Raw genomic sequence first — 14,805 nt, 5'->3', positions numbered from 1 at the left:
GTTCACAGTTCTCGCAATCGCGCGGCAGCTCGAAGTCGTTTCACAGGAGCCCGTTGCAATGTCCGTCCCGCAGTCCCTTTCCCATTCTCAGATCGATTTCGTCGGCAGCGATTTCGAGGCCCTGGCTTCCCACATGCACCACTGTGCGCGTGCCCACGGGCGATGGTTCTCGCTGCGAAGCCACATGCAACGTGTGCGCGCGCTCGCTGCGGGCCGCATTGTCACGATGGCCTGCGTGGCCGTGGTTCTGGGCATCGGCCTGTTCGCGGTCACTTGAGCGCCGCTGCCGTCGTCGACCGCCTCCAAGGGCTCAGTCACTACGCCCGGACCCTTCTGCTCGGTCCGCACGACCCGGTAGCCCTCCCGATTCGCGCCGAACTCTTCGGTGCCCAACGTTTCGAACAGCACGGCCACAGCCTGGCCCGTGCCCAGGTGGTGGAAGACGCACACCACCGCGCGCGCGAAGGCGCGCCCTTCTTTCCGCGGGTCGACGAGAACCTCGAGTCGCTGCGCGCCGCCTTCGACTACATCGCGCTGATCTCGCTGAGCGGGCGCTATGTGTCGCCGGCGGCGGAATGGCTGCTCGACAACTTCCACCTCGTCGAGGCGCAGCTCCAGCAGATCCATGACGGCGTGCCGCGCAGCTACTACGCGCGCCTGCCCAAGCTCGTCACGCCGCCGCTGGCGGGGCTGCCGCGCGTGTACGGCATTGCGTGGGCCTATGTGGCGCACACCGACAGCGTGCTCAACAAGACGCTGTTCACTGCCTTCCTCAACGCCTACCAGGACATCGACGAGCTCATGCTCGGCGAGCTGTGGGCGCTGCCCACCACCCTGCGCGTGGTGCTGCTCGAAAACCTGCGCCGCGTGGCCGAGCGCATCGCCGAGAACAAGGTCGCGCGCGAGATCGCGCATGCGGCCTGGGACGCGGCGCCGCACCTCTCGGTGCAAGACCTCGACGTGCTCTACCGCGCACTGCAGAGCCACGGCCTGCAGGACAGCTACCTCACGCAGCTGTGGCAGCGCCTGCCCGTCGAGCACGGCGACGACATGCCCGCGCTGGTGCGCTGGACCGAGCAGCACTGCCCCAACGGCCCGGCACTGATCGGCGACGCGCAGAACGCGCAGGCCGCGGCCAACCTCACGGTCGGCAACATCATCACGACCTTGCGCATGATCGGCCAGGTCGAATGGAGCGACCTCATCGAGCCGGTGAGCCGCTCGCTGCGCGTGCTGCGCGAACTGCCGAGCTTCGCGAACGAGAGCGAACTCACGCGCCAGCAGATCACGCATGCGATGGAGCAGGTGGCGCGCAGCACCGAACGGCCCGAGCGCGAAGTGGCGCAGGCCGTGGTCACGCTGGCATCGGGCGCGCCGGCCGACGAAGCCGGTGCCGAGACCGACCGCGCCGACGGCACCGCCGGCTACTACCTCTTTGGCCAGGGCCGGCCCGCGCTGATCGCATCGCTGCAGGCGAACGCAGCGCCGGGCCAAGCCGCACGCACTGCGAGCACGCGGCCCGCGCGCAGCCATCGCGGCTGGCGCCTGCCCGTCTACGTGGGGTCCGTCGCCCTCGGCACTGCGCTGCTGCTGGCCGCCGTGCTGCACAGCCTGCCGCATCGCGGCGACTGGACCACCGTCGCGGCGTTGCTGCTGCTCGCGTGGCCGCTGTCCGAAGCGCTGATCGCGCTGGCGCAACGCATCATGGCGGAGTCGGTGCGCGTGCAGGCCCTGCCACGCCTCGATTTTGCGAACGGCATTCCCGAGCGGCACCGCGCGCTCGTCGTCATGCCCACGATGCTGGGCTCGACCGCGAACAACGCCAGGCTCGCGCACCGGCTCGAACTGCACTGGCTCGCCAACCGCGAGGCGCACGCACAGTTCGCGCTGCTGACCGACTGGGCCGACGCGTCGCAAGCATCGATGCCCGACGACGGGCCCTTGCTCGATGACGCCCAGCAACGCATCGCCGCGCTCAACGCCAAGTACCCGCCGGCCGAAGGCACGGCGCCGCGCTTCCTGCTGCTGCACCGTCCGCGCAGCTGGAGCGAGACCGAGCAGCGCTGGATGGGCTGGGAACGCAAGCGCGGCAAGCTCGAAATGCTGATGCGCCTGCTGGCCAGCGGCGACGCCAGCGGCTTTCTGCCGCTCGCACCGGGTCAGCAGCTCGCGCCCGGCCGCACGCCCTATGTGCTGACGCTCGACAGCGACACCGGCCTGCCGCCCGGCGCGCTGCGCGACCTCGTGTCCATTGCCGCGCATCCGCTGAACGCGCCCGAGATCGACATGCCGAGCCGGCGCGTGGTCGCGGGCTTCGGCATTCTTCAGCCGCGCATCGTCACGCCGTTCCCGATGCGCAGCGAGCGCTCCTTCTTCCACTGGGTGTTCGCCGGGCAGTGCGGGCTCGACCCCTACGGCAGCGGCGCCTCCGACATCTACCAGGACGTGTTCGGCAGCGGCTCCTTCACCGGCAAGGGCTTGCTCAACGTGCGCGCGGTGCACGCCACGCTGAACGACCGCCTGCCCGACAGCGCCGTGCTGAGCCACGACCTGCTCGAAGGCAGCGTCGCGCGCTGCGCGATGGTCAGTGACGTGGTGCTGGTCGAAGACCATCCGCACCATGCCGGCGTGTCCGCCTCGCGCGTGCACCGCTGGGTGCGCGGCGACTGGCAGCTGCTGCCGCTGATGTGGCGCGCGCGCCGTTTCGGCATCGACGCGCTCGGCCTGTGGAAGATGAGCGACAACCTGCGCCGGTCGCTGGTGGTGCCGGCGTCTTTCGCGCTGCTGGTGCTGGTGATCTTCACGCAGGCCATGCCGCTGGGCTGGGCGCTGGCCGCCGTCGGTGCGGCGCTCACGCTGGGCCCGCTGCTGGGCGCGCTGGCCGGCCTGGTGCCGACACGCCGCGCCATCGAGCTGCGCCACTTCTTCGACGCGGGCGCGGTCGAGCTGCTGCGCGCCCTGGCCGGTGCGGCCTGGCAGTTCGTGCAGCTGGCGGCGCAGACGCGCCTGCTGCTCGACGCGGCCTTCCTCGCCACCTGGCGGCTGGTCGTGAGCCGCAGGCACCTGCTGCAGTGGACGACGGCCGACCAGGCGCAGGCGCAATCGAGCCAGCGCCTGAAGCCCTTCGTGCGCAGCGCGGCCCTGAGCAGCGCGGTGTGCCTGGTGCTGGCTCTCCTCGCGAACTGGAGCGCCTACCCCGTGCTCGGGCCCCTGCTCTTCGTGCTGTGGTCGCTGGCGCCCATTGCGGCCTGGTGGGGCAGCCGTGTCGACGCACACGCCGAAGACCCGCTCGCGCCCGCACAACGCAGCTACCTCGAGACGCTCGCGCACGACACCTGGCGCTTCTTCGAGCACGTGGTCGGCCCGGACGACCACCACCTGCCGCCCGACAACCTGCAGCTCGAGCCGCAGCCGACCCTCGCGCACCGCACCTCGCCGACCAACATCGGCATGTACCTGTTGGCCACCTGCTGTGCGCGCGAGTTCGGCTGGATCGACACACAAGCCCTGCTGGCGCGCCTCACGGCCACGCTCGACACCGTCGACCGCATGCAGAAGCACAACGGCCACCTGTTCAACTGGTACGACACGCAGACACTCAAACCGTTGCCGCCGGACTATGTGTCGAGCGTGGACAGCGGCAACTTCGCGGGCCACCTCGTGGCCGTGGCACAGGCCTGCCGCGCCTTCGCGGCGGAAGAAAGCTGCCAGAGTCATGAAGCCCCCGCGCTGGAAGCACTGGCCCGACGCTGCGACGCACTGCACGACGGCATGGACTTCAGTGGCCTCTACGACGCCAAGCGCCACCTGTTCCACATCGGCCTGCGCGTCGAGGAGAACGTGCTCGACGCGAGCTACTACGACCTGCTGGCCTCCGAGTCGCGCCTGTTGAGCTTCCTGGCGATTGCGAAGGGCGACGTGCCGCGCCGCCACTGGATGGCGCTGGGCCGGCCGTTCCTGCTGGTGGGCTTCCAGCCCAGCCTGAAGTCGTGGTCGGGCTCGATGTTCGAGTACCTCATGCCGGCGCTCGTGATGACCGAGCCCACCGACGGCCTGCTGCAGGTGGCCAACGCCGCGGCCATCGCCGAGCAGCAGGCCTTCGGCCGTGCACAGAACATGCCCTGGGGCGTGTCCGAGTCGGCCTACTTCGCGCAAGACCATTCGCTGGCGTACCAGTATTCGCCCTTCGGCGTGCCGCGCCTGGCGCTGCGGCGCACGCCGCCGACCGACCGCGTCGTGGCGCCCTACGCCAGCCTGATGGCTGCGCCGTTCGCGCCCGAAGCGGCCGTCATCAATCTCGAACTGCTCGAATCGCTCGGTGCGCGCGGCGAATTCGGTTTTCACGACGCGATCGACTTCACCACCTCGCGCCAGGCCGAGGGCCAGGACTTCACCGTGGTACGGAACTTCATGGCGCACCACCAGGGCATGTCGCTGGTGGCGCTGTGCAACGTGCTGCGCGACGACGCGCCGCGCCGCTGGTTCGGCAGCGCCGCGCTGGTGCAGGCGCACGAGTCGCTGCTGCACGAGCGCACGCCGCGCCAGATCATCGGCAGCGCCGACCCGCGCACGCCGCCCGAGCCCAGCCAGGCCGAGCTGGCGCCGCTGTTCCAGCCACGCCTGGTCGATCCGACGGGGCCGGGCTTCCAGCCCACGCACCTGCTGTCGAACGGCCGCTACACGGTGGCGCTGCGGGCCAACGGCGCGGGCGTGAGCCGCTGGCGCTCGTTCAACGTGACGCGCTGGCGCGACGATCCGCTGCGCGACAGCTACGGCACCTTCTTCTACGTGCGCGATATCGGAAAAGACGGAGGGCAAAGCGAGCTCACCTCGCTCACCGCCCTGCCCGCCCCCGGTGGCGACTGGCACTACCGCACCCGCTTCCTGGCCGACCAGGTGCAGTTCGATGCGACCGGCCCCGGCCTGCAGGTGCGCACCACGGTGCTCATCAGCCCCGAGGACGACACCGAACTGCGCAACATCACGCTGCACAACTCGGGCGACGAAACGCGCACGCTCGAACTCGTCTCGTACTTCGAGCCCGTGCTGTCGAACCCCAAGGCCGACGAGGCGCATCCGGCCTTTGCCAACCTGTTCGTCGAATCGCGTTGGGAACCGGCATGGCGCGCGCTGCTGCTGTCGCGCAAGCCGCGCCTGCATGGCGATGCGGTGGTGGCCGCGGTGCACTTTGTGGCCTCGGTCGATGCCAACGTGCTGTCGATCGACTGCATGACCGACCGGCGCGCCTTCATCGGCCGCAACCGCACGCTGGCCGACCCCGCGCTCGACCCGCAACCGCTCACGGCCCAAGGCAAGCAGGTGAACGGCCTGGACCCCATCGCCTGCCTGCGCGTGCGCCTGTCGATCGCGCCGGGCACCACCGCGCGCCTGAGCTTCGCCACCGCCGCCGACGAGAGCATCGAGGCGCTGATGCCCTGCATCGACCGCTACCTGCAGCCCATGCACGTGGAGCGCGCCACCCGCATGGCCGCCACGCTGGCGCAGGTGCGGCTGCGCGACCTGAGCATCGCGCCCGCGCAGAACCTGGCGCTGCAGGACCTGACGACCATCCTCACCTACACCACGCCGCGCGTGATGAGCGACCGCGGGCTGATCGACCTGCGCCAGATCTGGCGCTTCGGCATCTCGGGCGACAAGCCCATCGTGCTGGTCTACATCCACTCGATGAACGGCATGGGCCTGATCAACACGCTGCTGCGCGCGCAGCCGTGGTGGGGCTTCGGCGGCGTGGCCTGCGACCTGGTGGTGCTCAACAGCGAACCGAACTCGTACCTCATGCCGCTGCAGCGCGAGATCGAGATGCTGCGCACGCGCGTCGCGCAGCAGACGCAGAACAGCTTTCCGCGCAACGACACCGCCGGCTTCTACCTCTTGCGCGACCAGGACGTGGTGCCTTCGGAAAAGGCCGCGCTCTCCAGCCTGGCGCGCGTGGTGTTCACGGCCGACGGCCGCGCACTCGAAGTGCAGGTGGCTGCGTTGCATGAGGCACGCAGCCCGACGATTGCGGACGACAGCAGCGCACCGGTGCAGCACCGCACGCCGCTGTTGACGCGGCAGGCAACCTCGCCGCCCCACACGGCCCCCACCGGCGACTTCGATGCCGAGAGCGGCGAGTTCCGCTTCGAGGTCGGCCCCGACCGCCGCACGCCGCGCCCGTGGATCAACGTGATCGCCAACGCCACCTTCGGCTTCCAGGTGTCCGAATGGGGCACCGGCTACACCTGGGCCGGCAACAGCCGCATGCACCAGGTCACGCCGTGGTCGAACGACCCGGTGCAGGACCCGGCCTTCGAGCACTACCTGCTGCAGGACGTCGCGACGCGCGAGATGCTGCCGCTCACGCCTGCCGGCGGTGGCAATGGCGGCGATAGCGCCACCCGCCACCGCGTGCGGCACGGCCAGGGCTACACCGTCTTCGAGTGCCGCCAGGGCGACCTCGCACTCGAAACCACCTTCTTCGCGGACCGCGACGAGGCCGTCAAGCTGGTGCACGTGCGCGTGCGCAACGAAGGCGCCGGCCAGCGCCGCCTGCGCGCGCTCGCGATGGTCGAGTGGCAACTGGGCGCCGCGCGCGGCGAACGGCGCACCGTGCATTGCTGGAAGCCCGAAGACCAGCCGGCCGTGTTCGGCCAGCAGCGCGAATCGAGCGCGGGCTTCGGCGGCAGCGCGGCTTTCCTGCTGCTCGCAGGCCTGCAAGGCGCGACGACCGGGGCCACGCAATGGACCTGCGACCGCAGCGAGTTCTTCGCCGGCCGCGGCATCGTCGAAGTGCCCGACACGCTGGCCAGGCGTGCCGGCAGCGGGCTCGACGCCTGCGCGGCGATTGGCGGTGAGTTCGTCGTGGCGGCGGGCGAAACCGCGCGCTTCAGCTTCGTGCTGGGCCACGCGGGCAATGCCGACGCGGCGCTCGAGCTTGCGCACCGCTGGCGGCAGCGCGACGTGCCGGAGGCGCTGGCGCAGGTGCGCGACTTCTGGGACGAGCTGCTGGGCCGCCTGCAGGTGCGCACGCCCGACCCGCTGTTCGACGCACTGGTCAACCGCTGGCTCGTGTACCAGACGCTGGCCTGCCGGCTCTGGTCGAAGGCCGGCTTCTACCAGGCCGGCGGTGCCTTCGGCTTTCGCGACCAACTGCAGGACGCGATGGCCTTCGCGCTCACCGACCCGCCGCGCCTGCGCGCGCAGATCCTCGTGAACGCGGCGCGCCAGTTCCCTGAAGGCGACGTGCAGCACTGGTGGCACATGCCCGGCGGCGCCGGCGTGCGCACGCATTTCTCGGACGACCTGCTGTGGCTGCCGTACGCGTCGGCGCACTACGTCGAGGTGACGGGCGATGCCTCGCTGCTCGACGAAATGGTCGGCTTCATCGAAGGCCCCGGCATTCCCGAGGGCGCCGAAGACGCCTACTACGCGCCGCAGAACAGCGGCCGCATGGCCACCGTGTTCGACCATGGCGCGCGCGCCATCGACCGCAGCCTGAAGACCGGCGTGCACGGCCTGCCGCTGATAGGCACCGGCGACTGGAACGACGGCATGAACCGCGTCGGCCACGAGGGCCGCGGCGAATCGGTGTGGCTCGCGTGGTTTTTGTGCAGCGTGGTCGAGCGCTTCGCGCCGCTCGCGCAAGCGCGCGGCGAACACGAACGCGCCGCGCGCTGGACCGAAGCGCGCACGGGCTGGATCGCCGCGCTGCACGATGCCGGCTGGGACGGCGCCTGGTTCCGCCGCGCCTTCTTCGACAACGGCGCGCCGCTGGGCTCGTCGATCAACAGCGAGTGCCGCATCGACCTGATCGCACAGGCCTGGTCGGTGCTGTCGGGCGCATCGGACGCAGCCCACACCGGTCCGGCCATGGCCGCCATCGGCAAGCACCTGCACGACGAACCGGCCGGCCTGCTGCGGCTGCTGGCGCCGCCGTTTTCCCAATCGACCCCCAACCCGGGCTACATCCAGGCCTACCCGCCGGGCGTGCGCGAGAACGGCGGCCAGTACTCGCACGGCGCCGTGTGGGCGCTGATGGCGCAGGCGCTGCAGGGCGACCATGAAGCGGCGTGGCAAAGCTTCGAAGGCCTGAGTCCGGCCCACCGTTCGCAGCACCCCGCGCGCGGCCCGGTCTACGAGCTGGAGCCCTATGTGATGGCGGGCGACGTCTACGGCGCCGCGCCGTATGTGGGCCGGGGCGGCTGGAGCTGGTACACCGGCTCGGCCGCGTGGCTGCACCGCGCGGCCGTCGAGACCTTGCTGGGCCTGACCGTGAAGGGCAGGCAGTTGTCGATGACGCCGCATGTGCCCGCGCACTGGCCGGGCTTCGAGCTCGCGCTGCGGCTCGGCCAGCACCGGCTCACGCTGCAGTGGGGCACCGTCGAAGGCGCCGCCGCGCCGACGCACCACGTGGCGGTGGGCGAATGGATCGACTGGCAGGCGCTGCCGGCGGATGCGGTGCTGCGGGTCGCTCAAGCGGCAGGCAAGGGGCAGATGACGGCGTAGGTTATGGTCCGGACCCGCTTTCACCCCGCGCATTCATGACCAAAATCCAGTTCCGCCGACGCGTCATCGTCCTGATCCTCCTGTGCGTGGCCGTGGGCGGCGGCATCGTGCGGCACTACGCGGCGCCCGGCACCACCACGCGCGACATCGCCACGCTGCTGATGGTGCTGTGGGTGCCGATCATCGGCAACGTGATCGGGTGGCTCATCGGCAAGCTGCCGCGCCGCACGCCGAAGCAGGCGCCGCCCGCAGGCTTCGACGCGCTGCCCGAGTTCACGCCACACCTGGCCGTGGAACTCACCTTCCGCCGCCCCTCGGTGCCGGCGCAGGACGTGCCGCTGGGCCCCGGCGAATACCGCGGCGCGCTGGTGCTCGACACCGAAGGCTTCTCGGCGCGCTGGCGCGTGCCGCAGGGCACCTCGCTCGCGCGCGGCACGCCGGTCGCGCTCGACATCGAATTTCTCTCGCCGGCCGTTGCGCAGCCGAAGTTCGTGCAGGGCACGGCCTTCCGCGTGCTGGTCGACGAATCGTTCGTGGCCGATGGACAGGCGCTGCAGTTGCGCCCTGCCCACACTTAATCTCGGCAACTCAAAAAGACGGTGATGGCGAAAGGCGCCATTGCCGCATCCCCGGGCGGCTGCAGACAGCAAAGGGGTCGATTGTTAGCCGCAGGGAAACTGTCTACTGCTCCACCGCCCCTTGGTCGCAAGGCCACCGGCTCGCACACTCCAATGCCCCCTCACCGGCATTGGCGTCTTCATCGCCGATGCGTTCAAGGACTGCATCTCCATGATGAATTCTTCCGGCAGCACCCCCTGCATCGACGACCTGGCGGCGCCCGCGCGCGACGCCGTGGCCGCTCCCACCCGCTCCGCGTGGCTCGCGGTCGGGTCCATCGCCGTCGGCACCTTCGCGATGGTGTCGACCGAGTTCATGCCCATCGGCCTGCTCACCGACATCGCGCGCGGCCTGAACGTGTCGGACGGCACGGCCGGCCTGATGATCACCATGCCCGGCGTGCTCGCCGCCTTCGCCGGGCCGGCGCTGATCGTCGCTTCGGGCCGGCTCGACCGGCGCACGGTGCTGATCGCACTCACGCTACTCCTGATCGCCTCGAACCTGCTGGCCGCGTTCGCGCCCAACTTCACCACCATGCTGGTCGCACGCCTGATGCTCGGCCTGGCCGTGGGCGGCTTCTGGACCTTCGCGCCGGCCGCCGCCACGCAGCTGGTGCCCGACGCCTCGAAAGCGCGCGCCATGTCGCTGGTGCTGGCCGGCGTGTCGGCCGCCACGGTGCTCGGCGTGCCCGCGGGCTCGTGGCTGGGCACGATGTTCGGCTGGCGCGCTTCGTTCGCCGTGACCGGCGCGCTCGCCGCGGCGGTGCTGCTGGTGCAGCTGTGGCTGCTGCCCGCGATTCCGCCGCAACGCGCCATCGGTGCGCGCGACCTGCTCACGCCGCTCACGCGCCGCATGGCGCAGGTCGGCCTGCTCGCGGTGCTGTTCTTCATTGCCGGCCACTTCGCGGCCTACACCTACCTGAAGCCGCTGCTGCAGCAGGTGTTCGGCCTGCAGGCCAACGCGGTCTCGACGCTGCTGCTGGTCTACGGCGCGGTCGGCTTCATCGGCACCTTCCTGGGCGGCAGCCTGGTGGCGCGCAGCGTGCGCGGCACCACCTTGCTGGCGGCGCTGATGCTCGCCACGGCGCTGCTGCTGTCGACGCTGATCGGCACCGGCATGGTGGCCGGCGCGGTGGTGGTGGTGATCTGGGGTGTGGCCTTCGGCCTGATCCCGGTGGCGCTCACCGGCTGGATGATGGAAGCCGTGCCCGACGCGCAGGAAGCCGGCCAGGCCCTGCTGGTGACGGGCTTCCAGGTGGCGATCGCCTCGGGCGCACTGATCGGCGGCCTGATGGTCGACAGCCGCGGCATCTCGCCCACGATGGTGCTCAGCGGCGTGCTGGTGCTGATCGCCGCGCTCATCGTCGGCACGCTGGGCCGCGCACGCGGCGGTGCGGCGCCGCTGGCGGCGATTCCGGAGTAAGTACCTTCAACGGCGGCCGGGCTTCTTGCCGGCCGCCACGATCGCCTCGAGCACCGTGCGCAGCGCCTTGTTGAGCGGCTTGTCGCGACGGATCACCACCGCCAGCGTGCGGTGCATGCGCGGGGCCAGGCGGCTGGCCTTCAGCGCCGGGTGGGCGCCGCGCCCCGCCATCGACATGCCGGGCACCAGGCCGTAGCCCAGCCCCGCGGCCACCATCTCCTTCATCGCCTCGACGCTGCCCAGCTCCATCACGGGCTGCGGCTGCAGGCCCTCGGCGGCAAACCAGCGATCGACCAGCTTGCGCGTGTTGGCCGCGGGCTCGAACAGCACCAGCGGCAGCGTCGCCAGGTCGGATGGCGTGACGCGGGCCTTGAGCGGCGCGAGGTCGGCGCGGCCGATGGCGACGAACTCGTCGTCGCACACCGGGATCACGCTGAGCGAGCGCCCGGCCGCGGGCAGCGTGACCAGCGCGAGGTCGATGCTGTTGTCCTCCACCTTGCGCACGTGCTCGTCGGTGTTGCCCGTGCTCACCACCACGCTGAGCGCCGGGAATTCCTCGCGCAACTGGCGCAGCACTGCCGGCAAGAAATACAGGCAGGCCGTGGCGCCCGTGCCCAGCCGCACGCGACCCGTGACGCCGCGCGCGTGGTCGGCCACCGCGTCGATGGCGTTCTCGACCGCGGCCTCGATCTGTGGCACATGGCGCAGCAATTCCGCACCGGCCGGCGTGGCCCGCGCACGCTTGCCGACGCGCTCGATGAGCCGCACGGCGAGCCGGCGTTCGAGCTGGCGCACCTGCAGGCTCACGGCGGGCTGCGACAGGCCGAGCCGGTCGGCCGCGGCGGAGAAGCTGCCGGTGTCGATCACCAGGGCGAAGGTGGCGAGCTGGTCGAGGTTGAGGTTCTTTTCCAAAGTATTCCTTATGCGCTGCATAGGTTGGCCAAACTTCACTTATCGATCCTAGCTCGTCAAGATCGACCCATGCCCTCTCCCACCCTCGCTCTCGCCACGCTCGACATCGCCGATGCCGAGCCCCACCACATGGCCCGCGTGCAGGCCATCTACAGCCGCTACGTGCAGCACGACCTGTGCTCGTTCGAAGAAGAAGTGCCCACCCTCGCGCAGATGCAGGCGCGCCGCATCGACGTGCAGGAACGCGGCCTGCCCTACCTCGTGGCGCTGAAGGATGGCGAGGTGGCCGGCTACGCCTACGCCGGCCCTTACCGCACGCGCTCGGCCTACCGGCACACGGTGGAAGACTCGATCTACGTCGCGCCCGACATGCACGGCCACGGCATCGGCACGGCGCTGCTGCAGGCGGTGATCCACCGCTGCACCGAGGCCGGCTTCACGCAGATGGTCGCGTGCATCGGCCACAGCGGCAACGCGGGCTCGCAGCGGCTGCACGCGCGCCTGGGCTTCGAGACGGTCGGCGTGCTGCGCCACGTCGGCTTCAAGTTCGGCCAGTGGGTCGACACCGTGCTGATGCAGCGTGCACTGCGCTGACCCCACCCCGGCGGCGCCGCAGCGCGGATGGCTGGCGCTGCTGTGCGCCAGCCGCCTGCTGCAGGGAATGATCGTCACGGCCTACTCGGGCGTGCTGCCGTTCATGCGCGACGACTGGCAGATGACGGCCGCGCAAGCCGGCTCGATCCAGAGCGCCTGGCATGTGGGCTACATGAGTTCGCTGTTCGCCGTGGGCCTGCTGGCCGACCGCTTCGGCCCGCACCGCATCTTCGCGGTCGGTGGCGTGATCGGCGCGGCCGCGTCGCTGGCCTTCGCGCTTTTCGCGCACGACCACCGCTCGGCGCTGCTGCTGTACGGCCTGGCGGGGCTGTGCGCAGGTGCCTCGTACACGCCGGGGCTGCAGCTGCTGTCGCTCAACGCCGGCCCCGCGGTGCGCGGGCGCGCGATGGGTCTCTTCCTCGGCGCGGCGTCGATGGGCTATGCGCTGTCGCTCGCGGTCGTGGCAGGGTTCAGCGTGGTGGCGCACTGGCGCACCGGGCTGCTGGTGGCGGCGGGCTGCACCGTGATGGGTGTGCTGCTGGCCCAGCTCGCGCTGCGGCGCATGGCACCGCCTGCGCCACGGGTCGCCGGTGCCCCGCGCGAGGGCGTGCTGCAGGCGCTGAACGCGACCGTGCGCGACCGGCCCGCGATGGCCGGCAACTGGGCCTACGCCTTCCACTGCTGGGAGCTGATGGCGCTGTGGGCCTGGCTGCCCGCCTACCTGATGGCCTCGTCGCGCGGCGGCGCGAGCGCATGGCCGGCGGCGGGCATCGCGCTGGCGGCGTTCGCGCACCTCGTGAGCGTGTTCGGCAGCGTGGTGGGCGGCGCGGCCTCCGACCGGCTGGGCCGCGCGCGCGTGATGATGATCGCCACCCTCGCGAGCCTGGCCCTGTCGTTCAGCTTCGGCTGGATGTGGACCTGGCCGTTGTGGGCGCTGGCCGCGATGGCGGCGCTGTACAACCTGCTCGCCATCGCCGATTCGTCGGTCTACTCGACCGCGCTGGCCGACGTGGTGGCGCCGCACCGGCTCGGCGTGGCGTTCTCGGTGCGCTCGGTGATGGGCTTCGGCGCGGGCGCGCTCAGCCCGTGGGTGTTCGGGCTCGCGCTCGACTGGGGACAGGCGCGGTTCGGCTTCGGCAGCACGTACGCGTGGGTCGCGGCGTGGAGCTCGGTCGGGCTCGGGGCGTTGCTCGGGCCGTGGATGATCGTGCGCTTTGCCCGCCTTAGCGCGGCAGTGCCTGCGCCCCGCGGTAGCCCAGCATCGCGTCGTACAGATCGGTTCGCCGGTCGCGGTGCAGGTCGTTGAGCGGCGTCCAGATCGGCGCGGAGCGCGCGGCGCCCAAGTCGACGTCGGCATAGAGGATGGTCTCTTCCTCGGGCCCGGCGATGCGCCCCATCGGCCAGCCGTTGGTGCCCGCGATCAGCGAGTTGCCCATGAAGCCCGTGCCGCGCTCGCGGCCCACGCGGTCGGCGGTGGCGATGAAGACGTTGTTGGCGTGCGCGGCCGTCATCGTCAGGTAGGCCGCCATGCACACGCCGCTGGCGTCGTACAGCGGCGGCGGCGTCCAGACCCAGCCCGTGGGCACGCAGATGATGTCGGCGCCCTGCTGCGCCACGATGCGCGGTGCCTCGGGAAACCAGATGTCCCAGCACACGAGCAGGCCGATGCGGCCGATCTTCGTCTCGAACACCCGGTAGCCCTCGTTGCCGGGCGTGAACCAGAGCTTCTCGTTGTTCCACAGGTGGGTCTTGCGGTAGCGGCCGATGTAGCCCTCGGGGCCGACGAGCACGGCGGTGTCGAACAGCTGCATGCCGTCCTGCTCGGCCAGGCAGCCGACGAGGTACACGCCGTGCTGCGCCGCGAACGCGACCCAGCCCTGCACCGTCGGGCCGTGCGGCACAGGCTCGGCATGGGCGAAGGCCTCGGCGCGGCCGTTGAAGCAGTAGCCGGTGGTCGCCAGCTCGGGCAGCACGATGAGCTGTGCGCCGCCGGCCACCGCCGCTTCGAGTTGTGCGCGCACCGCGGCGGCGTTGCGCGCGAGGTTCTCGACGCCGACCTGCGGGTCGAACTGCACGACGGCCACGCGCACGGGGCTGGCGCGCAGGCCGGGCACGGCGTCGCCGCCGGAGGGGATGTCGTGGGGAGCGGGGGTCGGGAGGGTCATGGTCGCTTCAGGTTTCAAATTAAAACCATACGGATGCTAGTCGCATCGGTTTTAATTTGCAACCAATCCGGCACTACGATCTAATCCCGCCATCCCAGGGACGCACAGGAAACACACGATGGCCAGGAGAAAAAGTCTGAGGTTCGACGCCTGCCCGATGGCGCGCGCGCTCGAGATCGTCGGCGACCAGTGGTCGCTGCTGATCGTGCGCGACGCCTTCGACGGCATGCGGCGCTTCGGCGAGTTCCAGCAGAGCCTGGGCGTGGCCAAGAACATCCTGGCCGACCGGCTGAAGTGGCTGGTGCAGGAAGGCGTGTTCGACCTCGTGCCGGCCTCGGACGGCTCGCTTTACCAGGAGTACGCGCTGACGGCCAAGGGCCGCGGCCTGTTCCCCGTGGTGGTCGGCCTGCGGCACTGGGGCGAGACGAACCTGTTCGCGCCCGGCGAGCCGCATTCGGTGCTGCTGGAGCGCGAGAACGGTGAGCCGGTAGCGCCGATCGACCTGCGCACGCGCGACGGCCAGCCGCTCGACCCCGCCGCGACCTTCGTGAAGAAGCTGCCCGTCACGGCCCCCTGACAGCGCCGCCCG

At 70.7% G+C, this 14,805-nt stretch carries 9 protein-coding genes; 7 read left to right on the top strand and 2 right to left on the bottom strand.

Annotated features, from left to right (window positions below; all coding sequences use genetic code 11):
- Positions 1 to 58: 58 nt before the first annotated feature.
- The 4 genes from AC07OX_RS17550 (at position 59) to AC07OX_RS17535 (ending at position 10,545) form a co-directional block, all read left to right on the top strand.
- Positions 59 to 277, top strand: coding sequence for a hypothetical protein (locus AC07OX_RS17550; protein WP_062474298.1), 219 nt, complete (start codon positions 59 to 61; stop codon positions 275 to 277).
- Complete coding sequence (locus AC07OX_RS17545; RefSeq protein ID WP_495261040.1) at positions 274 to 8,505, top strand: glycoside hydrolase family 94 protein; 8,232 nt, start codon at positions 274 to 276, stop codon at positions 8,503 to 8,505. Before AC07OX_RS17550 ends, AC07OX_RS17545 begins: the two co-directional genes overlap by 4 nt.
- Positions 8,506 to 8,540: 35 nt before the next feature.
- On the top strand, positions 8,541 to 9,083 hold the full coding sequence (locus AC07OX_RS17540; RefSeq protein WP_159273181.1) for a hypothetical protein: 543 nt from the start codon (positions 8,541 to 8,543) through the stop codon (positions 9,081 to 9,083).
- Positions 9,084 to 9,294: 211 nt separating this feature from the next.
- The gene (locus tag AC07OX_RS17535) at positions 9,295 to 10,545 is read left to right on the top strand and encodes an MFS transporter (RefSeq protein ID WP_095949588.1); all 1,251 of its coding nucleotides are present in this window, start codon (positions 9,295 to 9,297) and stop codon (positions 10,543 to 10,545) included.
- Positions 10,546 to 10,551: 6 nt separating this feature from the next.
- On the opposite strand, the gene AC07OX_RS17530 is transcribed toward AC07OX_RS17535, so the two are convergent.
- Positions 10,552 to 11,478: a LysR family transcriptional regulator gene (locus AC07OX_RS17530; RefSeq protein WP_495261041.1), complete on the bottom strand. Its 927-nt coding sequence runs from the start codon at positions 11,476 to 11,478 to the stop codon at positions 10,552 to 10,554.
- Positions 11,479 to 11,526: 48 nt separating this feature from the next.
- On the opposite strand from AC07OX_RS17530, the gene AC07OX_RS17525 reads away from it, so the two are divergent.
- Positions 11,527 to 12,051, top strand: a complete 525-nt coding sequence (locus tag AC07OX_RS17525; RefSeq protein WP_495261042.1) for a GNAT family N-acetyltransferase — start codon at positions 11,527 to 11,529, stop codon at positions 12,049 to 12,051.
- Entirely contained in the window at positions 12,038 to 13,357 is a 1,320-nt protein-coding gene (locus AC07OX_RS17520; protein ID WP_495261043.1) for an MFS transporter, read from the top strand. Before AC07OX_RS17525 ends, AC07OX_RS17520 begins: the two co-directional genes overlap by 14 nt.
- Here AC07OX_RS17520 and AC07OX_RS17515 read toward each other — a convergent pair.
- Positions 13,275 to 14,216, bottom strand: coding sequence for a nitrilase family protein (locus AC07OX_RS17515; RefSeq protein WP_495261044.1), 942 nt, complete (start codon positions 14,214 to 14,216; stop codon positions 13,275 to 13,277). The genes AC07OX_RS17520 and AC07OX_RS17515 overlap by 83 nt on opposite strands.
- Before the next feature lie 118 nt (positions 14,217 to 14,334).
- Between AC07OX_RS17515 and AC07OX_RS17510 the strand changes: the two genes are divergently transcribed.
- Positions 14,335 to 14,793 carry a winged helix-turn-helix transcriptional regulator gene (locus AC07OX_RS17510; protein WP_495261045.1) on the top strand — a complete coding sequence of 153 codons (459 nt, stop codon included), beginning with the start codon at positions 14,335 to 14,337 and terminating at the stop codon, positions 14,791 to 14,793.
- The last annotated feature ends 12 nt before the right edge of the window (positions 14,794 to 14,805 follow it).

The organism is Variovorax sp. GW821-FHT09D07 (genome assembly GCF_059416345.1).
Note: the sequence above shows the minus strand (reverse complement) of the source record. Positions and strands in the feature narration are given on the sequence as shown.

Excerpts from the sequence above, each read along its gene's own strand:
- AC07OX_RS17525 (WP_495261042.1), top strand. The coding sequence starts at position 11,527 with ATGCCCTCTCCCACCCTCGCTCTCGCCACGCTCGACATCGCCGATGCC.
- AC07OX_RS17510 (WP_495261045.1), top strand. The coding sequence starts at position 14,335 with ATGGCCAGGAGAAAAAGTCTGAGGTTCGACGCCTGCCCGATGGCGCGC.
- AC07OX_RS17530 (WP_495261041.1), bottom strand. The coding sequence starts at position 11,478 with ATGCAGCGCATAAGGAATACTTTGGAAAAGAACCTCAACCTCGACCAG.
- AC07OX_RS17535 (WP_095949588.1), top strand. The coding sequence starts at position 9,295 with ATGATGAATTCTTCCGGCAGCACCCCCTGCATCGACGACCTGGCGGCG.
- AC07OX_RS17550 (WP_062474298.1), top strand. The coding sequence starts at position 59 with ATGTCCGTCCCGCAGTCCCTTTCCCATTCTCAGATCGATTTCGTCGGC.
- AC07OX_RS17540 (WP_159273181.1), top strand. The coding sequence starts at position 8,541 with ATGACCAAAATCCAGTTCCGCCGACGCGTCATCGTCCTGATCCTCCTG.
- AC07OX_RS17515 (WP_495261044.1), bottom strand. The coding sequence starts at position 14,216 with ATGACCCTCCCGACCCCCGCTCCCCACGACATCCCCTCCGGCGGCGAC.